24 protein-coding genes are annotated in these 23042 nt (G+C 69.6%); 14 read left to right on the forward strand and 10 right to left on the reverse strand.

Annotation, left to right across the window (positions count from 1 at the left end):
• Window positions 1-2: 2 nt before the first annotated feature.
• Window positions 3-542, reverse strand: coding sequence for a GNAT family N-acetyltransferase (locus tag BR39_RS0110390; RefSeq protein WP_029910964.1), 540 nt, complete (start codon window positions 540-542; stop codon window positions 3-5).
• A 13-nt stretch (window positions 543-555) separates the two neighbouring features.
• On the reverse strand, window positions 556-1245 hold the full coding sequence (gene mtgA, locus BR39_RS0110395; RefSeq protein ID WP_029910967.1) for a monofunctional biosynthetic peptidoglycan transglycosylase: 690 nt from the start codon (window positions 1243-1245) through the stop codon (window positions 556-558).
• Window positions 1246-1341: 96 nt separating this feature from the next.
• Here mtgA and BR39_RS0110400 point away from each other — a divergent pair, with 96 nt between their 5' ends.
• Entirely contained in the window at window positions 1342-2019 is a 678-nt protein-coding gene (locus BR39_RS0110400; RefSeq protein WP_029910970.1) for a nitroreductase, read from the forward strand.
• A 63-nt stretch (window positions 2020-2082) separates the two neighbouring features.
• Window positions 2083-2928 (forward strand): AraC family transcriptional regulator, encoded by an 846-nt coding sequence (locus tag BR39_RS0110405; protein ID WP_029910972.1) that lies wholly within the window; start codon window positions 2083-2085, stop codon window positions 2926-2928.
• Here the strand turns inward: BR39_RS0110405 and BR39_RS25290 are convergent.
• The 3 genes from BR39_RS25290 to BR39_RS0110420 all read right to left on the reverse strand — a co-directional run bounded on the left by BR39_RS25290 (window position 2865) and on the right by BR39_RS0110420 (window position 6938).
• Window positions 2865-3773, reverse strand: coding sequence for a DUF4198 domain-containing protein (locus BR39_RS25290; RefSeq protein ID WP_051695417.1), 909 nt, complete (start codon window positions 3771-3773; stop codon window positions 2865-2867). The genes BR39_RS0110405 and BR39_RS25290 overlap by 64 nt on opposite strands.
• 2 nt (window positions 3774-3775) lie before the next feature.
• Window positions 3776-5005 carry a DUF4331 family protein gene (locus BR39_RS0110415; protein WP_029910978.1) on the reverse strand — a complete coding sequence of 410 codons (1230 nt, stop codon included), beginning with the start codon at window positions 5003-5005 and terminating at the stop codon, window positions 3776-3778.
• A gap of 907 nt (window positions 5006-5912) precedes the next feature.
• Window positions 5913-6938: a N(4)-(beta-N-acetylglucosaminyl)-L-asparaginase gene (locus tag BR39_RS0110420; RefSeq protein ID WP_029910979.1), complete on the reverse strand. Its 1026-nt coding sequence runs from the start codon at window positions 6936-6938 to the stop codon at window positions 5913-5915.
• Between the two features lie 72 nt (window positions 6939-7010).
• Between BR39_RS0110420 and BR39_RS0110425 the strand changes: the two genes are divergently transcribed.
• Window positions 7011-7754 carry a copper homeostasis protein CutC gene (locus tag BR39_RS0110425; RefSeq protein ID WP_029910982.1) on the forward strand — a complete coding sequence of 248 codons (744 nt, stop codon included), beginning with the start codon at window positions 7011-7013 and terminating at the stop codon, window positions 7752-7754.
• Window positions 7755-7901: 147 nt separating this feature from the next.
• On the opposite strand, the gene BR39_RS0110430 is transcribed toward BR39_RS0110425, so the two are convergent.
• Window positions 7902-8909 (reverse strand): WD40 repeat domain-containing protein, encoded by a 1008-nt coding sequence (locus BR39_RS0110430; RefSeq protein ID WP_029910984.1) that lies wholly within the window; start codon window positions 8907-8909, stop codon window positions 7902-7904.
• 246 nt (window positions 8910-9155) lie between these two features.
• On the opposite strand from BR39_RS0110430, the gene BR39_RS0110435 reads away from it, so the two are divergent.
• Window positions 9156-9605, forward strand: a complete 450-nt coding sequence (locus BR39_RS0110435) for a biopolymer transporter ExbD (protein WP_029910987.1) — start codon at window positions 9156-9158, stop codon at window positions 9603-9605.
• A 172-nt stretch (window positions 9606-9777) separates the two neighbouring features.
• Entirely contained in the window at window positions 9778-10218 is a 441-nt protein-coding gene (locus BR39_RS0110440) for a biopolymer transporter ExbD (protein ID WP_029910991.1), read from the forward strand.
• A gap of 190 nt (window positions 10219-10408) precedes the next feature.
• Here BR39_RS0110440 and BR39_RS0110445 read toward each other — a convergent pair whose 3' ends face one another.
• The gene (locus BR39_RS0110445) at window positions 10409-11497 is read right to left on the reverse strand and encodes a GTP-binding protein (RefSeq protein WP_029910994.1); all 1089 of its coding nucleotides are present in this window, start codon (window positions 11495-11497) and stop codon (window positions 10409-10411) included.
• Window positions 11498-11682: 185 nt separating this feature from the next.
• Complete coding sequence (locus tag BR39_RS0110450) at window positions 11683-12309, reverse strand: hypothetical protein (protein WP_029910997.1); 627 nt, start codon at window positions 12307-12309, stop codon at window positions 11683-11685.
• 327 nt (window positions 12310-12636) lie between these two features.
• Between BR39_RS0110450 and rplU the strand changes: the two genes are divergently transcribed.
• The 3 genes from rplU to BR39_RS0110465 all read left to right on the forward strand — a co-directional run bounded on the left by rplU (window position 12637) and on the right by BR39_RS0110465 (window position 14272).
• Window positions 12637-13215 carry a 50S ribosomal protein L21 gene (rplU, locus tag BR39_RS0110455; RefSeq protein WP_029911000.1) on the forward strand — a complete coding sequence of 193 codons (579 nt, stop codon included), beginning with the start codon at window positions 12637-12639 and terminating at the stop codon, window positions 13213-13215.
• A gap of 32 nt (window positions 13216-13247) precedes the next feature.
• A complete protein-coding gene (rpmA, locus tag BR39_RS0110460; protein ID WP_029911003.1) occupies window positions 13248-13517 on the forward strand; it encodes a 50S ribosomal protein L27 in 270 nt (89 codons plus the stop codon).
• 221 nt (window positions 13518-13738) lie between these two features.
• Window positions 13739-14272, forward strand: coding sequence for a GNAT family N-acetyltransferase (locus BR39_RS0110465; protein WP_029911006.1), 534 nt, complete (start codon window positions 13739-13741; stop codon window positions 14270-14272).
• Window positions 14273-14276: 4 nt separating this feature from the next.
• Here BR39_RS0110465 and BR39_RS0110470 read toward each other — a convergent pair whose 3' ends face one another.
• Window positions 14277-15122, reverse strand: coding sequence for a hypothetical protein (locus BR39_RS0110470; protein ID WP_231499435.1), 846 nt, complete (start codon window positions 15120-15122; stop codon window positions 14277-14279).
• Window positions 15123-15443: 321 nt separating this feature from the next.
• On the opposite strand from BR39_RS0110470, the gene obgE reads away from it, so the two are divergent.
• The 6 genes from obgE to BR39_RS0110500 all read left to right on the forward strand — a co-directional run bounded on the left by obgE (window position 15444) and on the right by BR39_RS0110500 (window position 21214).
• On the forward strand, window positions 15444-16508 hold the full coding sequence (gene obgE, locus BR39_RS0110475) for a GTPase ObgE (protein ID WP_029911012.1): 1065 nt from the start codon (window positions 15444-15446) through the stop codon (window positions 16506-16508).
• Window positions 16505-17641, forward strand: a complete 1137-nt coding sequence (gene proB, locus BR39_RS0110480) for a glutamate 5-kinase (RefSeq protein ID WP_035018347.1) — start codon at window positions 16505-16507, stop codon at window positions 17639-17641. Before obgE ends, proB begins: the two co-directional genes overlap by 4 nt.
• Window positions 17641-18057 carry a DUF3574 domain-containing protein gene (locus tag BR39_RS0110485; protein WP_029911018.1) on the forward strand — a complete coding sequence of 139 codons (417 nt, stop codon included), beginning with the start codon at window positions 17641-17643 and terminating at the stop codon, window positions 18055-18057. Before proB ends, BR39_RS0110485 begins: the two co-directional genes overlap by 1 nt.
• Before the next feature lie 68 nt (window positions 18058-18125).
• Window positions 18126-18527, forward strand: a complete 402-nt coding sequence (locus tag BR39_RS0110490; protein ID WP_029911021.1) for a polyketide cyclase — start codon at window positions 18126-18128, stop codon at window positions 18525-18527.
• The gene (locus tag BR39_RS0110495) at window positions 18524-19012 is read left to right on the forward strand and encodes a GNAT family N-acetyltransferase (RefSeq protein ID WP_029911024.1); all 489 of its coding nucleotides are present in this window, start codon (window positions 18524-18526) and stop codon (window positions 19010-19012) included. The genes BR39_RS0110490 and BR39_RS0110495 overlap by 4 nt, the downstream gene beginning before the upstream one ends.
• A 96-nt stretch (window positions 19013-19108) precedes the next feature.
• Complete coding sequence (locus tag BR39_RS0110500; protein WP_029911026.1) at window positions 19109-21214, forward strand: catalase; 2106 nt, start codon at window positions 19109-19111, stop codon at window positions 21212-21214.
• 127 nt (window positions 21215-21341) lie between these two features.
• Here BR39_RS0110500 and BR39_RS0110505 read toward each other — a convergent pair whose 3' ends face one another.
• Window positions 21342-22961 carry a long-chain fatty acid--CoA ligase gene (locus tag BR39_RS0110505; protein WP_029911029.1) on the reverse strand — a complete coding sequence of 540 codons (1620 nt, stop codon included), beginning with the start codon at window positions 22959-22961 and terminating at the stop codon, window positions 21342-21344.
• Between the last annotated feature and the right edge of the window lie 81 nt (window positions 22962-23042).

Genomic DNA, 23042 nt, shown 5'->3' on the forward strand with positions numbered 1-23042 from the left:
CCCTAGGCCCGCCGCGCCTTCCAGTCCGCCGCGCTCTGCCCCCACAGCTCCAGCGTCTTCTCGTGATAGGGTTCGGGCAGGTGGCCCATCCGCAGCAGGCGCGACCCCAGGCGCGCGGCCACCGCCTTGGACGGGAGATTGTCCGGATCGATGGAGTGGATGACCTCGTTCCAGCCCAGATGGTCGACGATCCAGTCCATGGCGGCGCTCGCCGCCTCGACCGCGTAGCCCTTGCCGTGGAAGGCCGGATGCAGCCCCCAGGCCAGTTCCGCGCCCGGCCAGGCCTCGGGGCGCCACGGGCCGACGCGCCCGATCCAGCGGCCGCCGGCCTTCTCGACCACCGAGAACATGCCGAAGCCGTGCAGGGCCCACGAACCGGTGACGGTGGCCATGGTCCGCCAGGCGGGGCTACGGGCCATCTGGCCGCCGATGAATCGCGCCGCCTCGGCGTCGCCCATCAGCTCGGCCCAGCCATCGAGGTCGGCGGCGACCGGCGGCCGCAGGATCAGGCGTTCGGTCTCGAGCGTGGGGCCGAGGGCCATGTGGGACTTCCTCCTAGGCGACGCAGGCCGCCAGGCCGTCGCGGCGCACGGTCCCCGAGGCCTTGCCGATCCGGCTGGAGCGCTTCTTGACGTAGCGGCCCGGATTGACCGCCTTCCACTTCAGGGGGCTGGGCAGGATCGCCGCCAGCCGCGACGACTGCTGCGGCGTCAGCTTGTCGGCCCCCACCTTGAAATAGGTCCGCGACGCGGCCTCGGCCCCATAGATCCCCGGGCCGTACTCGATGGAGTTCAGATAGACCTCCATGATCCGCTTCTTGCCCCAGAGCGTCTCGATCAGGACCGTGAAATAGGCCTCCAGCCCCTTGCGGAGATACGAGCGGCCCGGCCACAGGAAGACGTTCTTGGCGGTCTGCTGGCTGATGGTCGAGCCGCCGCGGATCTTCTTGCCCTTCTCGTTGTTCTCGTAGGCCTTCTGCAGGGCGTCGAAGTCGAAGCCGTGGTGGTCGCAGAACCGGGCGTCCTCGGCGGCAATCAGGGCGCGGGGCAGGGCGGGCGAGACCTGGTCGATCGGCCGCCAACGGTGGTTCCAGCCCTTGCCCTCGGCCAGGCGGATGACCATCAGCGGCGTCGCGGGCGGCGGCACGAAGCGATAGAGGATCACCGTCAGCACCGGTCCGGCGACCAGCACGATGAACAACGCCACCAGGATGTTACGCAGCAGAACCTTCACCGATCGCCCCAACCTGTCTTGACGCTTGCCTTGACGTTGCGGCCGGATGCTAGCCAAGCCGCCATCGTCTGTCGCGGGACATAGCGCGCATCGGTTAGTGAGGCCTTGATGACCCAGTATCGAACCGTCTCCGAAGCCGTCCAGCGCCGGATGTCCGTCCGGGCCTTCAAGCCCGACCCCGTGCCCGGCGCCGTGGTGCGCGAGCTGATCGAGGCCGCCGCCCGCGCCCCGTCGGGCGGGAACCTCCAGCCCTGGGTGGTGCACGCGCTGTCGGGCCAGCCCCTGGCCGAGTTCAAGGCGCTGGTCGCCTCGCGGCTGATGGACCGCGACGAGCCGGAATACCACGTCTACCCGCCCAACCTGTGGGAGCCGCTGCGCACCCGCCGCTACCAGGTGGGCGAGGACCTCTATGCGTCGCTGGACATCCCCCGCGAGGACAAGCTGGGCCGCCTGCAGCAGTTCGCCAAGAACGCCGAGTTCTTCGGCGCGCCCGTCGCCCTGTTCTTCTCGGTCCACCGCGACTGCGGCCCGCCGCAGTGGTCGGACATCGGCATGTACATCCAGACCCTGATGCTGCTGGCCGTCGAGCGGGGCCTGGACACCTGCGCCCAGGAGTTCTGGTCGGTCTACGGCAAGCTGATCCATGGCTTCCTGGAGCTGCCGCAGGACCACATGCTGTTCTGCGGCCTGGCCCTGGGCTGGCGCGACGAGGACGCGGCGGTGAACGGCTGGAGCTCGCGCCGCGCGCCGTTCGACGAATGGGCGACGATGCGCGGATTCGACTGAGCTCGGCGCCATAACCTGCGAGGTTATTGTCGTCGTGACCTGGGGCGGCGATAGCCGATCGCCATGAACCAGCTCAGCGTCACCGCGCTCCTCCAGACCCGCACGGTCGGCGTCCGCGACGTGGCCTGCGACGGCGCCTGCCGGCACCGAAGCCCCAGCGAATGCGCCGCCTCGACCTTCCTGGTCTTCCCCTATCGCGGCGCCTATGTCCGGCATGTCGGGCGCCGGGACGCGGTGGCCGAGGCCAACCAGGTGGTGTTCTTCAACCGCGACCAGGACTACGCCATCAGCCATCCGGTGGGCGGCGGCGACGCCTGCCTTTCGGTGTCGATCGACGAGGACCTGCTGGCCGAACTGTCGCCCGCCGACCAGCTGGAGGCGGGCGGGGCGCCGGTGTTCCGCGGTCCCGCGCGGACCGTCGAGCCGGAGGTTCAGGCGCTGTCCGCCCGTCTGCGGCGCGGCCTGGCGCGCGGCGCGTTCGAGCCGCTGCAGGCCGAGACCCTGACCCTGGGCCTGGTCCGGCGCGCCCTGGGCGACCGGGCCTCCCGCGCCCGGGCCTCCAGCTACGGCCGGCGCAAGCTGGCCGACCGCGCCAAGCTGGTGCTGGCCTCCGATCCCGGCCGCCGCTGGACCCTGGCCCAGATCGCCGGCGACGTCGGCGTCTCGCCCGTCTACCTGACCCAGGTCTTCGCCCAGGCCGAGGGCGTGCCGCTCTATCGCTACCAGCTGCGGCTGCGCCTGGCCCGCGCCCTGGACCTGCTGGCCGACTGCGAGGACCTGACGGCCCTGGCCCTCGACCTGGGCTTTTCCAGCCACAGTCATTTCACGGCGGCCTTCCGCGGGCTCTATGGAAGCCCGCCGGGCGACTTCCAGCGGGCCTCGCGCCGGACCTGGTCCGACCCGGCCTGATCTGGCCCCCTCTCATCGGGAAAACCGAAGCTCAGGCTGGCGAACACGGTCTCGAAGTCGACGCCCTCGTCGGCCAGCGGTTTGGTCCAGACGACATCCATCATCCAGTTCCCAGCGCCGGGCATGGCGAAGGCCGCGCGGCCCTCGCCGTCGGTCCGGTGCTGCTCCGCGGGCGCGGCGTCGTGGGCCAGGTCGGTGATCTTGACCAGCGCCCCGGCCAGGGGACGGCCTTCATAGAGCACCCGCACGGGCAGGGTCGCGAGACGCGGCAGGGCGTAGGGGCTGACCTCGGGCACGATCTCCAGGTCCAGCCCCGCCGGCCGGGTGACGGCCGCCTGGGCGCCGCCGTCGCCCACCTGGATCAGGGCCTTGGTCTGGCGGCTGTAGCGCTCCGACGCGTCGATGGCCTGCAGCCCCCGCGCGGCGCGGGTCTCCAGCGCCGGGGTCAGGCCCTCTTCCTCGGCATAGGCGTTGAAGCGGGCGGCGGACTGGTGGCTCTGGGCCGTGGCGTCGCTGCGCAGGGTGACGACATAGGCGCCGGGCCGATCGAAGCCCAGCACGCCGTCGGCGGTCGCCGCGCCCAGGGTCAGGGCGGGCTTCAGGTCCTGAGGGCCTTCGCCGGACGACGCGGCGTCGAACCGCATCACGCGGCGCAGCGGCAGTTGCGAGCGCTGGCGCTCGGTCCCTGTGCCGACCTGCAGGGTCATGGGCGTGGTCGTCCCGGCCGGCAGCCAGAAGCGCTCGGGCTGGATCCAGAACTCGTGGGCGGCGGCGGGGTGGGGCAGGCAGGCCAGGGCGCCCGCCGTCAGCAGCAGGCGGCGAAGCGGCCTCGTGAACGCGGCCATGGTCAGGGCTCCTTGCGCGAGGGATAGGCGGCGCCGTCGGGCGCGGCCAGGAAGGGGAAGACGGTGTCGGAATGGACGTGGTCGTCGTGGTCGACGCCGTCGTCGACGCCGGTCAGGCCGCCGGCGGCCAGCAGCGAGCGGTAGACGTCCACCGCGTCGTAGTTGGGTGTCCGGCCGCCGCAGTCGCCGGCCAGGTCCCGGCGGCCGGCCAGGGCGGCCAGCTCCACCGCGAACAGGGTGGTGCACCGCGTGGCGGCGCTGTCGATCCACAGCCGGTCGTCGGCCAGCAGGATCGCCAGATTCAGATAGCGCGAGGCGCCCGCCGAGCGGTCGGCGATCATCGCATTGCCGCAGTCGCCGTCGAAGGCGTCGTAGAGGCCCAGGGTCTTCTCGATCTCGGGGATGAAGCCGTCCGAGGTCGCGGGCGTGGCGTGGTTGTAGGCCTCCTTCAAGGCGTCGCTGACGGCCTCGGGCTCGAGCGTGGCCAGCAGGGCGTTGCCGGTCAGCGGCCGGCCCATGCGGTCGATGCGGCCCTTGGGTCCGACCGTCTCGCCCCAGACCGCCAGCAGCTTGCCGCCCTGCGACACGGCCGGCAGGTCGATCGAGATCACCAGCGAGGCCGGCGTCCAGCCCGCCAGCAGGTTCTGGGCCGGGCCGCCGCGCGTGTGGCGCCAGCGGTCGAGGATCCCGGCCGAGGTCGCCCGGTCGAAGGCCGGGCAGCCCGCCTCGTCCAGCGGCGCGCCGGCCTTCAGCGCGGCGGCGGCGAAGTCGTAGGCCTCGCGGGTGCCCTTGACGTTGTTGAAGAACGGATCGTCGCGCAGGCCGGCGAAGACGCGGAAGCGACGGCGGGCCGAGACCAGGCCCTCCGGTCGGCTGGCGTCGCCGTGGACGGTGTCGCCGCCGGCCTGGCAGTCGATGTCCTGACCGGCGAACCGGCATGAGATGGTCGTGGTCGCGGCGGTCTTGCCGAACCGTGCGCCGCTGTCGACGTGGAAGACATAGGCCAGGTCCTTGGAGAACCCGTGCCCGACGATGGCCATCACCAGGTTCAGGTGGCGGTGGTCGGGCGAGGTCCAGGCGAAGATGTCGCCGATGTCGGCGCGGGGATCGGCGATGACGCTGGGCGTGTCCAGGTGGTCGGACGCCCGCGCCGGGCCGGCGGCGATCGCCAGCAGCGCCGCGCTCCCCAGGCCGGCCGCCAGCGCGCGGCGGATGTTGGTTGTCGAGGGCATGTTCGGCTCCGGTCGAAATTGGAGCTGCAGGAGGCCTCGGAAGGGGCTGCGTCCGCTGTCGAAATCTTTAGCGATCTTGGCGGACGCGACTTCGCCGCCTCACGCGGAAAGCCGCTGAGCTGATGGGGAGGCGCGGAGCGGGCCGGGCTTCGCCCGGAGACCGTGGGTTTTGTGTTTGCGTTTCGGCTTGGCTCGACCGCTCCGCGGAACCGTTCTTCTCAAGGGACGGCGACTGAGGGCCTGTTTCATCCCGGTCGACGTTCCCCCTCGGGCGGGCAGGATCAGGTCGCCCGGAAGGGGCCGTCGGCGACTCCGACTGATCCTGGAACAGGCCGGTTTGAACTTCCCGGCCCCGTCGACCCGCCGGTCTTCGCCGAGGTTCGTCTTGCGCCTTGGGACCTTCTGAGCCCCGCCGCCCAAGACCTCCCCCCAGCCAAGGCAAGCGGCCCCGCTCGGTTCCATCCCCATCGCCTGCTTGGGCCGGTACCAAGAGCCCTCCCCGTGATGGTGACGGGTCTGATTGTGCAGCAGGGCTGACCACTGGCGCGTCGGTGACGCTGCTTTTTCTGCAGGGCGTTGGAATGGTTGGGGTTTGTCCCGCCGCTTACGGGGATAGAGAGCGCTCGATCCCCGCGCGGGGACATGCCCTTGCGGCGTGTCCCCAAGTCCAGGCGCGGCGCTAGCTGATGGGGACACGCCGCAAGGGCATGTCCCCGGCCTGTGCTCACCTCCACCTCCGTCACCCTCGGAACAAGTCCCAGGATGACGGTTGAAAGGCGGGGCTCTTCACGTCGAAGACCGGCCGAACGACCGCGTTGCATTCGGTGAGGGTGTAACCACTCACCCTCCCATGGCTTCGCCATGGGCCCCTCCCTCTCTCAAAGAGAGAGGGAAACATGACGCCGCCTCAGTAGAAGCTGTCGCCCGCCTCCAGCCGGTCCTGCCGCGTCCCGTCGCACAGGGCGTAGCTGAAGCCCTTCTGGATCGACCAGGCGCCGACCTGGCCCGTCTTGCTCAGCGCCAGGAAGCCCACCTGCAGGTCCTTGGCGTCCGGCTTCTTCCTCAGGATGCGGGCGACCGCCTCCTTGCAGGCGTCCTGAGGCGAGCGGCCCTGGCGCATCAGTTCGACCACCAGGAACGAGCCGACGTTGCGGATCACCTCCTCGCCGACGCCCGTCGAGGTGGCCGCGCCGACGTCGTTGTCGACATAGAGCCCGGCCCCGACGATGGGCGAATCGCCGACCCGGCCGCGCAGCTTCCAGGCCATGCCGCTGGTGGTGCAGGCGCCCGACAGGTTGCCGGCCGCGTCCAGGGCCAGCATGCCGATGGTGTCGTGATTGCCCTTGCCGCCGGGCGTGCCCAGCTGTCCGGACGTCTTGCCGTAGTCGCCGACCTCGCTGTTGGCCCTCGGCGCGTACTTGGCCTCCTTCTTCCAGGCCTCCCAGGCGGCGCGGGATTCCGGCGTCAGCAGTTCCTCGCGCGGGAAGCCCTGCTCCTGGGCGAACTGCAGGGCGCCGGCCCCGACCAGCAGGACGTGCGGGGTCTTCTCCATCACCGCCCGGGCCACCGAGATCGGGTGGGCGATGTGCTCCAGGGCCGCGACCGCGCCGCAGCCGCCGTGCTCGTCCATGATCGAGGCGTCCAGCGAGACGTGGCCGTCGCGGTCGGGATAGCCGGCCCGGCCGACGCTGTGGTTCTTCAGGTCCTGCTCGGGCACGCGGGCCCCGGCCTCGACCGCGTCCAGCGCCCGGCCGCCCTTCGACAGGATCGCCCAGGCCGCCTGGTTGGCCGGCACGCCGAAGTCCCAGGTGGAGATCACGCAGGGCTTGGTCAGCTGGATTCCGCCCGAGGGACCGGCCGCCGAGGCCGCGCCGCCCCCCATCAATCCCGACCCGACGAGCGAGGCGCCGATCAGGCCTCTACGATTCAGCATGGGTAAGCTCCCCGAAAGGCGCCAAAAGAACGCCGGTCACGAATCCGTACCACGAGCCTGGGAGCCGCCAAGATGTCCGACCGCGTGATCCTGGAAGTCTGTGTCGATACGCCCGCCGGACTGGCGGCGGCGATCGCCGGTGGCGCGGATCGCATCGAGCTGTGCTCGGCCCTGGCCCTGCAGGGCCTGACCCCGGCGCCGGGGCTGATGGCCATCGCGGCCGAGGCGGCGATCCCGATCTATCCGATGATCCGCCCGCGCCACGGCGACTTCGTCTACGACGCCCGCGAGGTGGACGCGATCTTCCGCGACATCGACGCCGCGCGGGAGGCCAGGCTGGCGGGGGTGGTGGTCGGCGCCAACCGGCCCTCGGGCGAGCTGGATGTCGATGTGCTGGCCATGCTGGTCGCCCACGCCGACGGGATGGGCGTGACCCTGCACCGGGCCTTCGACCTGACGCCCGACCCGTTCGCGGCCCTGGAGACCGCCATCGACCTGGGCTTCGAGCGCATCCTGACCTCGGGCGGCGCGCTGAACGCCATGGCCGGCTCGTCGATGATCGCCGCCCTGGTCGGCCAGGCGGCCGGCCGCATCGCCATCCTGGCCGGCGGCGGGGTCAATCCGTCGAACGTGGCCGAGCTGGTCGCCCGCACCGCCGTGCGCGAGGTGCACGGCTCGTGCAGCGCGCCGATGGTCGAGGGCCTGGCCCAGGGGCACGAGCACCGCGCCCACGAGCTGGGCTTCGTGCCGGACGGCCTGCGCGACACGGACGAGGCCGTGGTGAAGGCGGTGGTCGAGGCGCTTAGGGGGCTCTGAGCCTCATCCGCCATTTCTAGCGGTTGTCATCCCGGAAGCGCGTAGCGCTGTCCGGGACCCAGGTGAACCGCACCGCTTTCGCCCAGTCCCCTGGGTCCCGGACAGCCTCTGCGAGGCTTCCGGGATGACAACTTTAAGAGCGGAAGATCAGAACCGCGTGTCCATCGCCGGGATCGCGATCACCCCGGCCTCGCCGTCTTCATCCCCCCAGGCCAGCCGGCTCCCATCCGCCGAGACCGACAGCGAGCTGATCGCCGCGCCCTTTTCGGCCTTCAGGGTCTCGATGCGGCCCGATCGCATGTGGGCGCCCCAGATCTTGCCGTTGTCCTGGCCGGCGAGGGCCACCGGCAGCGCGTCGACGCCGGCGACCTGCACCACCATCGAGTCGCGCGAGAAGCCGATCTCGGCCGCTTCCTTGCCCATCGGGCCGTTGGACCCGGCGAACGGCCAGACCACGGCGCCGTTGGCGCCGGCGGTGACCATCAGATTGCCCTTGTCGAAGAAGGCCAGGCTCTTGATCTTGGACGGATAGCCGCCCATCCGCATGTCCTTGCCGTCGGCCAGCCGCCAACCGTGCAGCTGGTTGTCCTGCATGGCCGTGACCATGAACTTGCCGTCGGGGCTGAAGACCGCGGCGATATGGCTGCCGGCCCATTTCAGCGCCTGGGGCTTCTGGCCGTCGATCTTGGCCCACCACAGCCAGGCGCCGCCGTAGCCCACCGTGGCCAGGCGGCGGCCCTTGGGGTCGAAGGCCAGGCCCGAGACGGTCTTGTCGTGCGGGAAGACGCGCAGGAACTTGGCGTCGGCCACGTCGCGGACGTGGGCCTCCTTGCCGGCGGTGAAGGCGATCAGGCCCGAGGCGGCGCTGGCGGCGACGTGCTCGATCCAGCGGCCCTTGACCTCGGCCACCAGGGTGGCGGCGACCTCGTCGCCCTCGATCCGGCTCCAGACCACGCGGCCGTCGTCGCCGCCGGTGACGATTCCCCGGCCCGAGGGGTGGACGGCGGCGGCCAGCACCGCGCCGTCGTGGGCCTCGACGGTGACGAAGCCGCCCTCGTTCTCGAATCGCACCGTGCCGTCGCCCAGGGCGAAGGCGGCGCGACCGGCGCGGTCGAACAGGGCGGCGGTGACGTAGGCGTCGAAGGAATAGATCATTCGCGCGCCATACCGCGCCCCGACGCGGGCGCCTAGTCGGGCGTCAATACGCGCTCAATGCGCGTGGGGCGCGAGCCAGGCCCGGAGAACCCGTCCCCTGAACGGCGTTCCGTCAAAAAGAGTCACAAAAGGGGTTGCCATCGCGGCCTCTCGTCGGGCTTTACTTCCGCGCCCGTCTGCGCCAGACGTGGCCTCTAACATTTTTCGGGACCGCCACAGAGGCGGCCCTTGGGAGACAGTCAGGCAATGGCGGCTAAACTTGCTGGCGGGGGTGGTGGTCGCTACTCCCTCGGCCAGAACTCCGAAATCAACGTCACGCCCTTCGTCGACATCCTGCTCGTGCTGCTGATCATCTTCATGGTCGCCGTGCCGATGGCGACCGTGGCGATCAAGGTGGACCTGCCGCCGGCGACCCCGCCGCCGCCGAACGCCCCGAAGCCGAAGGAACCGGTGTTCATCTCGATCCAGAAGTCGGGCGCCCTGTACGTGGCCGACAAGCAGACGAGCCTGGACAACCTGCAGTTCGACCTGGACGCCAAGTTCACGGCCACCGGCCAGGCCGGCCCGAAGGACGACCAGCGCGTCATGGTCCGCGCCGACGCCGACGTGACCTATGCCGACTTCATGGGCGTGCTGAACGCCCTGCAGACCGCCGGCTGGTACAAGGTCGGCCTGATCAACGAAGACATCCACTAAGGATCTCTTCCGCGATCATGCGAAAGATCAGGGGCCGGACGCCATGTCCGGCCCCTTTTTCGTGCCTGTCTCAGGGCTTGGGAGCTTGGCGCTTTACAAGCGTAAGAAACGGTAGAAAACTACACCTGTAACTTCAATCGATCCCGAACGGGGCATGGAGAGGAGACAGGTCATGGCGGCGAAACTGGCTGGGGCGGGCGGCGGGGCCTATGCGATCCGGCAGAACGCGGACATCAACGTCACGCCGTTCGTCGACATCCTGCTGGTGCTGCTGATCATCTTCATGGTCGCCGTGCCCATGGCCACCACCTCGATCAAGCTCGACATGCCGCCGGCCCGCAAGACGGACGTCCCGCCCAAGCCGCCGGTGCTGATCTCGATCCAGAATTCGGGCGCCCTGTACCTGGCCGGCCAGCCCACGCGGCTGGACACCCTGGCCGGCGACGTCAGCGCCCGGTTCGCCGCCGACGGCCAGACCGGCCCGCGCAAGGACCAGCGCCTGATGGTCAGCGCCCAGGCCGACGTGCCCTACGAGGCGCTGATGGGCGTGATCGACAAGGTCCACGCCGAGGGCTGGATCCAGATCGGGATCGTGAACGAGGATATTCGCTAGGCATTACGAGAAAGCCCCGGGGCCGATGGTCCGGGGCTTTCTGACTTGTGCGGGCGAACACTTGCCCCCTACGGATCGCTTCGCGATCGTCTTCCGCCACAGGGGGAAGAGCCTCGCGGGTAGGCTCCGCCCCCTATGGGGGCGGACAGACGGCGAAGCCGTCAGGTGGGGCAAGTCGGTGTGAGCCTTCCTAAGCCGCCGTCGCCTCGAAACCGGCTTTCAGCTCCGCCTCGTCCAGGTCGCGGCCGATGAACACCATGCGGCTGTAGCGCTTGTCCTTGTCGGTCCACGGGCGCTGGAAGTCGCCTTCCAGGATCATGTGCACGGCCTGGAACACCAGGCGGCGCTCCTCGCCCTTCACGTCGATGATGCCCTTGGCGCGCAGGATGTCGACGCCGCGGCGGGCCAGCAGGTCGTTGAGCCAGGCGGTGATCTTCTGGCCATCCACCGGCTTGTCCAGCGTCAGGGATATGCCCTTCACGCCGTCGTCGTGGATGTCGCTCTTGTGGTCGTGGTGGTGATGGTGGTCGTGACCGTGGTGGTCATGATCATGGTCGTGGTGATGGTGATCATGGCCGCAGTGCTCGTCGTGGACGTGGCCGTCCTCGCCATGGGCCGGGTTCAGGAACTCCGGCTCCAGCTCGGTGATCCGCTCCAGGTCGAAGCTGTGCTTGCCGATGATGGTCTCGAGCGGGACGTTCGAGCGCTGGGCGCGGTGGATCGGGGCCAGCGGGTTGATGCGCTTGATACGGGCCTCGACGTGGCGCAGGTCGTCTTCCGAGACCAGGTCGGTCTTGTTCAGCACGATCTGGTCGGCGAAGGCGATCTGCTCGACCGCTTCCTTGGAATCGGAAAGCCGCAGCAGGATGTGCTTGGCGTCGACCACGGCGGTGACCGAGTCCAGATAGGTGCGGGCCTTGACGTCGTCGTCGACGAAGAAGGTCTGGGCCACCGGGCCCGGATCGGCCAGGCCCGTGGTCTCGACCACGATGGCGTCGAAGCCGCCCTTCCGTTTCATCAAGCCCTGGAGGACACGGATCAGGTCGCCGCGCACCGTGCAGCAGACGCAGCCGTTGTTCATCTCGAACACTTCCTCGTCGGCGCCGACCACCAGGTCGTTGTCGATGCCCACCTCGCCGAACTCGTTGACGATCACGGCGTAGCGCTTGCCGTGCTCCTCGGTGAGGATGCGGTTGAGGAGCGTGGTCTTGCCGGCGCCGAGATAGCCGGTCAGCACGGTGACGGGGATCTTGCCGGAATTGGATGTGGTGTCGGTCATGGCCGCTATTTAGGTGTGAAGAGGCCTCGGTGGAAGCACCTCCAAACTCCGCTCATCCCGGCGAACGCCGGGACCCAGATCCTAAAGCGGGGAATCTGACGGGATGAGCGCCGCGTTCAAGGAACCCGCCTCAAAGCCGTTCCATCCGGGTCCCGGCGTTCGCCGGGATGAGCGGATCAAGAAGTCTAGGTCTTGAGGAACGCCACCGCCGCGCCGATCACGATCAGGGCGCCGCCCAGGATCAGCTCCTCGTACTGTTCCAGCCGGGCCAGGCCCAGGCGGTTGAAGCCGGCCAGGCTCAGGCCCGTGAAGATCAGCATGCCGGCCGAGGTGGCCGCCAGCAGCACCGCCGAAAGGGTCAGGAAGCCGGCCACGCCGTGCTCCATCCCCGCCAGATAGTAAGGAAGGAAGGCCTCGCACGGCGACAGGGTCAGCAGCACCACCAGGGCGGTGATGGCGGCGCGGTCGGAGGCGAACTTGCGGCCGGTCTCCAGGGTCGCGTGCTTGTGCCGGCCCTTCACCAGATAGAAGACGCCCAGCGCCGCCATCAGCCCGCCGACCACCCAATGGAAGGAATCGCCCAGGTGCGGCTGGGCCACCAGGCCCGCGGCCACCACGGCCAGGCCCAGCACGATGGTCAGGCCCACATGGCCCAGGCCCGCCAGCAGGGTGACGCCCAGGGTCCGCCCCGTCGTCCATTTCTGGGCGCGGCCGACCAGCACGAACGGCAGCCAGTGCGTGGGCAAGGCCGCATGCAGGAAGGCCACGACGAACCCGGTGGCGGCGACGGAGGCGAAGAAGGTCGTGTTCACGTCTGCGGCTATAGCCTGTTATAAAGTAACATACCAGAGGCTCTCTTCATGGAGCCGCGCATCGGACCGCGCCGGCGGGGGCTCCTGATTCCCCGTACGCGAGGCGCGAGGAGGGGCGGGACCTCCAAAGCTTCGCCCCTCTCCACTTCCATGCGGGCCGGACGTTCGGCGCGGCTAGGGCTGCGTCGTGGATTTCGTCAAGCGTCAGGGCGCCGTTCGCCGTTGACTCAGGGGCTTTCGCCGGTATAAGTGCGCCCCTCTCGCCCGCAGGGTCTCCCAGCGGGCGTTCCCCATTTTGCGAACGCACGTTTCTTAAGGCGCTAACCTATGTACGCGGTGATCAAAACCGGCGGCAAGCAGTACCGGGTCCAAGCCGGCGATCTGCTGGTTGTCGAAAAGCTCGACGGTGAACCGGGCTCGGAAGTCGCTTTCGGCGAAGTCCTGATGCTTGGCGAAGGCGAGGCCGTGACGGTCGGCGCCCCCACGGTGGACGGCGCTGTCGTCTCCGGCACCCTGATCGAAACCCGCAAGGGCGAGAAGGTGAAGATCTTCAAGAAGATCCGCCGTCAGGGCTATCGCCGCACCCGCGGTCACCGCCAGACCGAGTCGGTCATCCGCGTGACCTCGGTCGCCGGCGCCGGCAAGACCAGCAAGTGGGACGGCACGGTCGACCTGACCCCGAAGGTCATCCTGAACGCCCGCGCCCGCGGCCTGGGCGACGCCGCCGTCGCCGCCGTGGCTCCGGTCACCCCGGCCAAGGTTGAAGTCGAGACCGTCGCCAAGAAGGCCTCGAAGTCGTCCGCCAAGGTGGAAGCCGTCGTCGTCGAGCACGCCGAACCGACCGCCGCCCCGAAGAAGAAGGCCGCGCCTAAGAAGGCCGCCGCCAAGGAAGACGGCGAAGCCTAAGCGGCTGCGCCTCTAAGGATCAGGAGAGCACAATGGCTCACAAGAAATCTGGTGGTTCGTCCAGCAACGGTCGCGACTCGGCTGGCCGTCGTCTTGGCGTGAAGAAGTTCGGTGGCCAGAAGGTCGCCGCCGGCAACATCATCATCCGTCAACGCGGCACCAAGTTCTGGCCGGGCGCCGGCGTGGGCATGGGCAAGGACCATACCCTCTTCGCGCTCGTCGAAGGTGCGGTGGGCTTTGTCACCAAGCGCAACAATCGGACCTACGTGAACGTGGCTCCGGTGGCCCAGGCCGCCGAATAGCGCGAACCTCGTAGAGATCCGGGTCGCGCTTTCCTCGAAGAAAGACGATCCGGACAGACGAAACCTAAGCGGGGAGTCCGGACGCCGGGCTCCCCGCTTTTGTTTTGTCCGCGCTCGAAATTTCCTGGCCGCAAAAGGACCCCAGGCCTGAAATCCGAGCGTCACGGTCCCCACCTAGAAGGACCGAGAACGGGAGGCGCGCCCAGGTGCGTAACCAAGACATGTGCGTGATCGAGAAGAGTCCGATCATCGAGACGCGGCGGCTGACGCTGCGGGCTCCTGAAGCCGACGACGCGCCGCGGATCGCGGCGCTGTGCGGCGACTATGCGATCGCCAAGATGACCACCCGCATGCCCTGGCCCTACAGCCAGGCCGAGGCCGACGGCTTCGTGGCCCGCTGCCAGGTCCAGGACCGGGGCAGGGACGCCACCTTCGTGATCGACCTGGAGGACACCGGCGTGGTCGGGGTGCTGGGCTTCTTCACCCCGCCCGTCGGCCACCTGGAGATCGGCTACTGGATCGGCCGGCCCTACTGGGGCCGCGGTCTGGCGACAGAAGCCGTCCAGGGCGCCATGGCCTGGGCCAAGGCTGATTGGCGCAAGAAGGTGGTCGTCGCGGGCCACTTCGCCGACAACCCGGCGTCGGGCCAGGTGCTGGTCAAGGCCGGCTTCCTGTACACGGGCGTGGTCGAGACCAAGCCCTCGGTCGCCCGCGGCGAGCCGGTGGACACCCGGATGATGGTGTGGCTGGCCTAGAGGTCTAGGCCGCGCGGTGCGTGGCGATGGTCTTCTGCGGGCCTTCGCGGAAGCGCTTCTCGGCGACGATGATCCGTTCGCACAGGGCGTCCAGGTCGCTGAGCAGCGAGTAGGTCGCGTAGATGGGGATCTCCATCATCGCCACCTGCGCCCGGGGCATGAACTCGCAGTACTTCTTCCACGCCACGTGGCCGTCGCGCGCGTTCATGGCCCGCTGGCCCAGCGGGTTCCAGAGGTTCAGGGCCATCAGTTCGTCGCGGCATTCCCGCATCACGGGCAGGGCGATGAACAGGAACAGGAAGGTCGGCGTCGCGGCGCGGGCGAACTGCGGCTGCACCTGCATGTGCCAGATGCGGAAGGCCTCGAAGAAGTTGGCCTTGCGGGTCGGGTCCGGCGGCAGCCACTGCAGGTCCGGATTGATCAGCTCCTGGGCCGAGCCCGAGCGCTTGACCAGTTCGTCGGCCGTGCGGCCGTCGGCCATGGTCTTGTTCAGGGCGCCGATCGGGATCGCCAGGCGCTTGGCCACCTCGGTATAGGAGACCTGGCGGCCGGCCATCGGGGTCCACTGGCCGAAGTTGGCGGCGTTGGGCGCGCTGGCGCGCTTCATCGCCGCGGCCTGGTGCATCAGCTGATGGGTTTCGCGGCTCTTGGCGGCCTGCTGGCGGTCGAACTCTTCCTCGTGGACGGCCTGTTCGTCGGGCGTCATCCAGCGGGCCCGTCCGGGGCCGTAGGTGCGTTCGTGGCGATTGAGCAGGACGAAGTCGTGCTCTTCGGTGGGGCGGCGGCCGATGGCGGTCAGGAAGGCGCGGAAGTCGCGCCATTCGGGCGCCAGGCCCGTGCCCCGGCTCATCAGCATGTTCCGATGCAGCGACGCCTCGTGGGTGTACTTCCGACACAGGGTCGGCAGCGTCAGATCCTGCAGATCATGCGCAAAATCGGCGTCAGTAATTGTCGTCGTCAACGCCAGCCCTCCCCGCGCAATGGTCCTGTCGGCTTCCTCATGAGGTCGTTTGTCGCATGATCTCTTTTAACATTTCGTCACGATGACGAACGCGGTTCGACGCGTCAAAGTGTCGCCTAGACGACAAAAGACCGAGCCTGAACGCGGCGAGGCTTTGCCGTAGACCGGTTTCGGCTCGACGGACACGCCGCCTTACGACAAAAGACGCTCATGAAATTCTTGGACCAGTGCAAAATCTATGTCCGCTCCGGAAACGGCGGCGGCGGCGCGGTCTCGTTCCGACGCGAGAAGTACATCGAATACGGCGGCCCCGACGGCGGGGACGGCGGCCGAGGCGGCGATGTTTGGATCGAGGCGGTCGAGGGCCTCAACACCCTGATCGACTACCGCTACCAGCAACACTTCAAGGCCGGCACGGGCGTGCACGGCATGGGCCGCCAGCGCCACGGCGCGGCGGGCGAGGACGTGATCCTGAAGGTCCCCGTCGGCACCCAGGTGCTGGAGGAGGACAAGGAGACCCTGATCGCCGACCTCGACACCGCCGGCATGACCCTGCGCCTGGCCAAGGGCGGCAACGGCGGCTGGGGCAACCTGCACTTCAAGGGCCCGGTCAACCAGGCCCCCAAGTACGCCAATCCCGGCCAGGAGGGCGAGGAGCTGTGGGTCTGGCTGCGGCTGAAGCTGATCGCCGACGTCGGCCTGGTCGGCCTGCCCAACGCCGGCAAGTCGACCTTCCTGGCCGCCGCCAGCGCCGCCAAGCCGAAGATCGCCGACTATCCGTTCACCACCCTGACCCCGAACCTGGGCATGGTCGACCTGTCGACCAGCGAGCGCTTCGTCATGGCCGACATCCCCGGCCTGATCGAGGGCGCCAGCGAGGGCGCGGGCCTGGGCACCCGGTTCCTGGGCCACGTCGAGCGCTCGGCGGTGCTGATCCACCTGGTGGACGCCACCCAGGACGACATCGCCGGCGCCTGGACCACGATCCGCGGCGAGCTGGAAGCCTATGGCGACGAGCTGGCCGACAAGTCCGAGATCCTGGCCCTGAACAAGGTCGACGCCCTGGACGACGAGACCCGCGCGGCCAAGGCCGCCGAGCTCGAGGCCGTGGCGGGGATCAAGCCGATGCTGGTCTCCGGCGTCTCCGGCGAAGGCGTCACCGAGCTCCTGCGCGCCGCCTACACCCAGGTGCGCATCCGTCGCGGCGACGCGATCGAGGAGATCGAGGACGACGAGGACCACATCGAGGAGACCCCCGGGGGCTGGAAGCCCTGATGTCGGCGTCGGGGGGAGCGCTCAGCCGCGCCAAGCGCATCGTCTTCAAGGTCGGCTCGGCCCTGCTGGTCGACGCCGCCACCGGCGCGGCGGATCGCGCCTGGCTGGACGCCTTCTGCGCCGACGTCGCCCGGCTGCGGGCCCGAGGGCAGCAGGTGGTGGTGGTGTCGTCCGGGGCCGTGGCCCTGGGCCGCAGGCGCCTGGGCCTGACCGGCCGCAAGTCCCTGACCCTGCCCGAGAAGCAGGCCGCCGCCGCCGCCGGCCAGTCGGTGCTGATGCGGGCCTGGGAGGAGGCGCTGGAGCCGCACGGCGTCGGCGCCGCCCAGATCCTGCTGACCCGCGACGACACCGAGGTGCGCCGCCGCTGGCTGAACGCCCGCGCCACGGCCGAGACCCTGATCGCCCTGAACGTCGTGCCCGTGGTCAACGAGAACGACACGGTGGTGACCGAGGAGATCCGCTACGGCGACAACGACCGCCTGGCCGCCCGCGTGGCCCAGATGGTCGGCGCCGACCTGCTGGTGCTGTTGTCCGACATCGACGGCCTCTACACCGCCGACCCGCGCCGTGATCCCTCGGCCACCCACATCGAACGGGTCGCCGAGATCACGCCGGAGATCGCCGCCATGGCCGAGGGGGCCAACGCCTCGGCCGGGGTCGGCACCGGCGGCATGGCCACCAAGATCGCCGCCGCCCGCATCGCCCGGGCCGCCGGCTGCGCCACCCTGATCACCCTGGGCTCGCGCCCCGCGCCGCTGCAGGCCATCGAGGACGGGGCCCTGGCCACGGTGATCGAAGCCGGCGCTTCGCCCGCCGCCGCCTACAAGGCCTGGATCGCCGGCTCGCTGGCCCCCCAGGGGTGGCTGACCGTCGACGCCGGCGCCGCGGTCGCCCTGGCCAGCGGCAAGAGCCTGCTGGCCGCCGGGGTCCGCGCCGTCGAGGGGCCGTTCGACAAGGGCGACGCCGTGCGCGTCCGCGACGAGACCGGCCGCGAGGTGGCCCGGGGCCTGGTCCGCTACGACAGCGCCGACGCCCACAAGATCGCCGGCCTGCGCAGCGACGCCATCGAGGCCGAGCTGGGCTTCACCGAAGGCCCGATGATCCACGCCGACGACCTGGCGGTGGGCGGCTGATGGGCCGGGTCGCGCTCCTGACCCTGGCGGTCGGCGCGACGCTTCTCTCCAGCTGCGCCAGCCTGGCGCCCGCCCCGACGTGTCCGGTCGGCCAGAGCCCCGGCCGCCTGGTCCAGCTGGGCTTCGGCCGCAAGATCGGCGACCAGGTCGGCGTCTCCGAGGTCGACTTCGCCCGCTTCGTCGACGAGGAGCTGACCCCGCGATTCCCCGACGGCCTGACCGTGCTGGACGCCGCCGGCCAGTGGCGCTCGAACGCCGGCCCGATCGTGCGCGAGCCGTCGAAGATCGTCATGCTGGCCCTGCCCGGCCGCACCGGCGGCGAAGACCGGATCGAGGCCGTGCGCGCGGCCTATGTGCGGCGGTTCTCGCAGGAGGGCGTGATGGTGGTCACCCAGCCGGCCTGCGTGGGGTTCTGAGGTCCGGTTGACGGCCTTTCGACGGCCGGGCGATGATCGTACCGGGGAGGCGCGGTAGGAGACCTGGCATGACCACCCTGTTCGAAGCCCGTCCGATGACTGTGTCGATCGCGCGCCCGGCCGCCGAGGTCTACGCCTTCGCCCATCGGCCCGAGAGCTTCCCGCAATGGGCCGCCGGCCTGGGCGCGGGCCTGACCCGCGACGGCGACCGCTGGGTGGCCCACGGCCCCGACGGCGACGTCCACGTGCGGTTCTCGCCGCAGAACCCCTACGGCGTCCTGGACCACTGGGTGACCCTGGCGGACGGGACCGAGATCAGCATCCCGCTGCGGGTGGTGGCCAACGGCGACGGGGCCGAGGTGACCCTGACCCTGTTCCGCGTCCCCGGCATGGACGACGCCACCTTCGCGCGCGACCAGGGGATGGTCTCCGCCGACCTGGCCAGGCTCAAGGCCCTGCTGGAGTCATGATCAGCCTGCGCGCCCCGCGACCCGGCGACTTCGGCTGGATCGTCCAGCGGCACGGTCTTCTGTACGCGGAGGAACAGGGCTGGGACGCCCGGTTCGAGGGCGTGGTGGCCGGGGTGGTGTCCGACTACGTCAAGACCTTCGACCCGGCCCGCGAGGCCTGCTGGATCGCCGAGCATGCGGGCCGCTCGGTCGGCTCTATCATGCTGGCCCGCGAGAGCGACACGGTCGGCCGCCTGCGCCTGCTGCTGGTCGAGCCGTCGGCGCGGGGCCTGGGCGTCGGCGAGACCCTGATCCGCGAATGCCTGAGCTACGCCCGGACGGCGGGCTACGCCGAGATCATCCTCTGGACCCAGAGCAACCTGCTGCCCGCCCGGCGGCTCTACGCCCGCCACGGGTTCGTGCTGGAGGACAGCTGGCCCTATGACGGCTTCGGCCAGGGACTGGTGTCGGAGAGCTGGCGGCTAAAATTCCAGGCGGAGGATTAAACTCCGGCCCCGCTTGCGCCCTTTCGACCGCCGAGGCGTTCCCGTTGCCAACGCGGGGCTGGGCGTCATCCCCGTCGCATCCAGGGAAGACGGGCCATGGCCGATCAGCAGGACTTCAAGACCGAGGTGGGCGCCGGCGGCGAGACCCATCAGCACGTGCCGGAAAAGGGCCCCCACAGCCCCGAGGGCCACCTGACCACCAACCAGGGCATCCGGGTCTCCGACAACCAGAACCAGCTGAAGAGCGGCGAGCGCGGGCCGGTGCTGCTGGAGGACTTCGTCCTTCGCGAGAAGATCTTCCACTTCGACCACGAACGGATCCCCGAGCGGATCGTCCACGCCCGCGGCTCGGCCGCCCACGGCTTCTTTGAGCTCTACGAGTCGCTGGCCGACCTGACCAAGGCCGACCTCTTCCAGCGGGCCGGCGAGAAGACCCCGGTCTTCACCCGCTTTTCGACCGTGGCCGGCGGCGCGGGCAGCGTCGACACCCCGCGCGACGTGCGCGGCTTCGCCGTGAAGTTCTACACCCAGGAAGGTAACTGGGACCTGGTGGGCAACAACATCCCGGTGTTCTTCATCCAGGACGCCATGAAGTTCCCGGACCTGGTCCATTCGGTGAAGATGGAGGCCGATCGCGGCTACCCGCAGGCCGCCAGCGCCCACGACACCTTCTGGGACTTCATCAGCCTGATGCCCGAGAGCACCCACATGATCATGTGGGCCATGAGCGACCGGACCATCCCGCGCTCGCTGCGCACGATGGAGGGTTTCGGCGTCCACACCTTCCGACTGGTCAACGCGGCCGGCAAGTCGACCTTCGTCAAGTTCCACTGGAAGCCCAAGCAGGGCGTGGCCTCGACGATCTGGGACGAGGCGGTGAAGCTGGCCGGCGCCGATCCGGACTTCCAGCGCCGCGACCTGTTCGAGGCGATCCAGCGCGGCGACTTCCCCGAATGGGAGCTGGGCCTGCAGACCTTCGACCAGGCCTTCGCCGACAGCCTGCCTTTCGACGTGCTGGACCCGACCAAGATCATCCCCGAGGAGGTTCTGCCGGTGCGCATCGTCGGCCGAATGGTGCTGGACCGCTGGCCGGACAACTTCTTCGCCGAGACCGAGCAGGTGGCCTATTGCCCGGGCAACATCGTGCCGGGCGTCGACTTCACCAACGACCCCCTGCTGCAGGGGCGGCTGTTCAGCTACCTCGACACCCAGAAGAGCCGGCTGGGCACGGCCAACTTCCACCAGATCCCGATCAACGCGCCCAAGTGCCCGGTGATGAACTTCCAGCGCGACGGGCAGATGCAGATGCTGCAGCCCAAGGGCCGCGCCAACTACGAGCCCAACAGCCTGGCCGAGACGGCCGGCGAGATCGGCGGCCCGCGCGAATGCCCGGTGACCGGCTTCAAGACCTTCGGGGCGGCCGACGGCGACAACGAGCAGGGCGACAAGCTGCGGATCCGGCCCGAGAGCTTCGCCGACCACTACAGCCAGGCGCGGCTGTTCTTCCGGTCGCTGGACCCCGCCGAACAGGCCCACCTGGCCTCGGCCCTGGTGTTCGAGCTGTCGAAGGTGGGCATCGAGGCGGTGCGGACCCGGATGATGGGCAACCTGGTCAATGTCGATCCGGACCTGGCCAAGCGCGTGGGGGCGGGCCTGAACATGCCCGTGCCCAAGGCCTCGAAGTCGGCCGTGGCGGTGCAGGACCTGGACCCGTCGCCGGCCCTGCGGATCGTCAACGGCCCGCGCGCGCCCCAGGACATCAAGGGCCACGTGATCGGCGTCCTGATCGCCGACGGTTCCGACGGCGCGGCGGTCGACAAGCTGAAGGCGGCGATCAGGAAGGCGGGTGCGGTCGCCAAGGTCATCGCGCCGAAGATCGGCGGGGCCAAGGGCGCGGACGGGACGCTGATCCCGGCCGACGGCCAGCTGGCGGGCACGCCCTCGGTGACGGTGGACGCCGTCGCCCTGGTGCTGTCCGACACCGGCTGCACGGCCCTGCTCAAGGAAGCCGCCGCCGTGCAGTTCGTCATGGACGCCTTCGGGCATCTCAAGGCCATCGGCGCGACGGACGCCGCCAGGCCGCTGCTGGACAAGGCGGGCGTGGAGCCGGACGAGGGCGTCGTGGGCCTGGGTGCCGACTTCATCGCCGCAGCCGCCAAGCGGTTCTGGGATCGGGAGCCGAAGGTGCGGACGCTGGCTTAGAGGCTGCGGCGCACCCACCAACCTGGCGGCTTCGCCGCCTGTCCGCCCCCGTAGGGGGCGGAGCGCTCTTCCCCCTGTGGGGGAAGACGACCGCGAAGCGGTCCGTAGGGGGCAAGTGTTCGCCGCTCTAGCCCATCAAATGCCTCCGCCACGCCTCCCGCAGGACCTTCTTGTCGATCTTGCCCGTCGCGGTCAGCGGCACCGGGGCGAAGACCACGTCGTCCGGGGTCCACCACTTCACGATCCTCGGCGCCAGATAGTCCAGCACCTCGGCCTTGCCCACCGACGCGCCGTCGTGCGCCTCGATCACCAGCAGCGGCCGCTCTTCCCACTTGGGATGAGGGACGCCGATCACGGCGGCGATCTTCACGCCCGGACAGCCGGCGGCGATGTTCTCCAGGTCGATCGAGCTGATCCATTCGCCGCCCGACTTGATGACGTCCTTCTGGCGGTCGGTGATGCGCATGAAGCCGTGCTCGTCCAGGGTGGCGATGTCGCCGGTGTCGAACCAGCCGTCGGCCTGGGCCGCGTCCTGGTCCTTGCGGAAGTAGCGCCGCACCACCCAGGGGCCGCGCACCTTCAGGGCGCCCGACGTCTCGCCGTCGCGCGGGGCGGCCTGGCCGTCGTCGGTCTCGACCCGCAGCTCGATGCCGAACTGCAGCCGGCCCTGGCGGGTCCAGATGGCGTCGTTCATGGCGTCCTCACCCAGGGCGGCCAGGGACGGGGTGGGGGTGGCGACCACGCCGATCGGGCAGGTCTCGGTCATGCCCCAGATCTGCAGCACGTCGACGCCGTACTGGGTCTTGAAGGTCTCGGCCATGGCGCGCGGCACGGCGCTGCCGCCGATCACCACCCGCTTGAGGGTGTCCGGCCGCTGGCCGGTCTTCTCCAGCCAGTCCAGGTACATCGTCCAGATGGTCGGCACCCCGCCGGTGAAGGTGACGCCCTCGCCCTGGATCAGGTCGTGCAGCGCAGCGCCGTCCATCTTGTCGCCGGGCAGGACCAGCTTGGTCCCGCAGATCGGGGCGCTGAACGGCACGCCCCAGGCGGTGGCGTGGTAGAGGCTGGAGCAGGGCATCACCACGTCGAAGGCGGTGAAGCCGAACGCGCTGTTCAGGCCGCCCGCCATGGCGTGCAGCACCACGGCGCGATGCGAATAGAGCACCCCCTTGGGATCGCCCGTCGTGCCCGAGGTGTAGCAGAGGAAGGCGCCGGCGTTCTCGTCGAAGCTCGGCCAGTCGATCGTCGCGGGCTCGTCGGCGATCAGGGCCTCGCAGGACAGGGCGCCGACCCGGCCGGGGATCGTTCGCTCCGGGCTCGACAGCATGACGAAGGTCTTCACCGTGGTCAGCTGCGGGGCGATCCGGTCGACCAACTCGGCGAAGTTCCGGTCATAGGCCAGCACCGCGCTTTCGGCGTGGTTGATCGTGTAGACGATCTGCTCGTCGAACAGGCGCGGATTGGCCGTGTGCAGCACCGCGCCGATCCCGGGGACGGCGTAGAACAGTTCCAGGTGCCGGTGGGTGTTCCAGGCCAGGGAGGTGACCCGGTCGCCGGGCCCCACGCCCAGGCGGGCCAGGGCGTGGGCCAGCTGGGCCGAGCGGCGGAGGAGGCCCGCATAGTCGTAGCGCCAGTTGGGCTCGTCGATCAGCTTGGAGACGATCTCGCGCCCGCCGTGGGCTTGGGCGGCGTAGGTCACGATGCCGCTGATCAGCAGCGGCGCGGTCTGCATCAGGCCCGGGATCATGCCCGCTCCTCCCTTTTCTCGTTGGGAGGAGGGTAGGGGCGCTTGCTCGGTTCGTGAAGGCTCGCACTTGCCCCCACCTGA

Source organism: Caulobacter sp. UNC358MFTsu5.1 (assembly GCF_000712075.1).
GTDB lineage: Bacteria > Pseudomonadota > Alphaproteobacteria > Caulobacterales > Caulobacteraceae > Caulobacter.

Excerpts from the sequence above, each read along its gene's own strand:
- BR39_RS0110390 (WP_029910964.1), bottom strand. The coding sequence starts at position 542 with ATGGCCCTCGGCCCCACGCTCGAGACCGAACGCCTGATCCTGCGGCCG.
- BR39_RS0110400 (WP_029910970.1), top strand. The coding sequence starts at position 1,342 with ATGACCCAGTATCGAACCGTCTCCGAAGCCGTCCAGCGCCGGATGTCC.
- BR39_RS0110405 (WP_029910972.1), top strand. The coding sequence starts at position 2,083 with ATGAACCAGCTCAGCGTCACCGCGCTCCTCCAGACCCGCACGGTCGGC.
- BR39_RS25290 (WP_051695417.1), bottom strand. The coding sequence starts at position 3,773 with ATGGCCGCGTTCACGAGGCCGCTTCGCCGCCTGCTGCTGACGGCGGGC.
- BR39_RS0110415 (WP_029910978.1), bottom strand. The coding sequence starts at position 5,005 with ATGCCCTCGACAACCAACATCCGCCGCGCGCTGGCGGCCGGCCTGGGG.
- BR39_RS0110420 (WP_029910979.1), bottom strand. The coding sequence starts at position 6,938 with ATGCTGAATCGTAGAGGCCTGATCGGCGCCTCGCTCGTCGGGTCGGGA.
- BR39_RS0110425 (WP_029910982.1), top strand. The coding sequence starts at position 7,011 with ATGTCCGACCGCGTGATCCTGGAAGTCTGTGTCGATACGCCCGCCGGA.
- BR39_RS0110430 (WP_029910984.1), bottom strand. The coding sequence starts at position 8,909 with ATGATCTATTCCTTCGACGCCTACGTCACCGCCGCCCTGTTCGACCGC.
- BR39_RS0110435 (WP_029910987.1), top strand. The coding sequence starts at position 9,156 with ATGGCGGCTAAACTTGCTGGCGGGGGTGGTGGTCGCTACTCCCTCGGC.
- BR39_RS0110440 (WP_029910991.1), top strand. The coding sequence starts at position 9,778 with ATGGCGGCGAAACTGGCTGGGGCGGGCGGCGGGGCCTATGCGATCCGG.
- BR39_RS0110445 (WP_029910994.1), bottom strand. The coding sequence starts at position 11,497 with ATGACCGACACCACATCCAATTCCGGCAAGATCCCCGTCACCGTGCTG.
- rplU (WP_029911000.1), top strand. The coding sequence starts at position 12,637 with ATGTACGCGGTGATCAAAACCGGCGGCAAGCAGTACCGGGTCCAAGCC.
- rpmA (WP_029911003.1), top strand. The coding sequence starts at position 13,248 with ATGGCTCACAAGAAATCTGGTGGTTCGTCCAGCAACGGTCGCGACTCG.
- BR39_RS0110465 (WP_029911006.1), top strand. The coding sequence starts at position 13,739 with ATGTGCGTGATCGAGAAGAGTCCGATCATCGAGACGCGGCGGCTGACG.
- BR39_RS0110470 (WP_231499435.1), bottom strand. The coding sequence starts at position 15,122 with ATGAGCCGGGGCACGGGCCTGGCGCCCGAATGGCGCGACTTCCGCGCC.
- obgE (WP_029911012.1), top strand. The coding sequence starts at position 15,444 with ATGAAATTCTTGGACCAGTGCAAAATCTATGTCCGCTCCGGAAACGGC.
- BR39_RS0110485 (WP_029911018.1), top strand. The coding sequence starts at position 17,641 with ATGGGCCGGGTCGCGCTCCTGACCCTGGCGGTCGGCGCGACGCTTCTC.
- BR39_RS0110490 (WP_029911021.1), top strand. The coding sequence starts at position 18,126 with ATGACCACCCTGTTCGAAGCCCGTCCGATGACTGTGTCGATCGCGCGC.
- BR39_RS0110495 (WP_029911024.1), top strand. The coding sequence starts at position 18,524 with ATGATCAGCCTGCGCGCCCCGCGACCCGGCGACTTCGGCTGGATCGTC.
- BR39_RS0110500 (WP_029911026.1), top strand. The coding sequence starts at position 19,109 with ATGGCCGATCAGCAGGACTTCAAGACCGAGGTGGGCGCCGGCGGCGAG.
- BR39_RS0110505 (WP_029911029.1), bottom strand. The coding sequence starts at position 22,961 with ATGATCCCGGGCCTGATGCAGACCGCGCCGCTGCTGATCAGCGGCATC.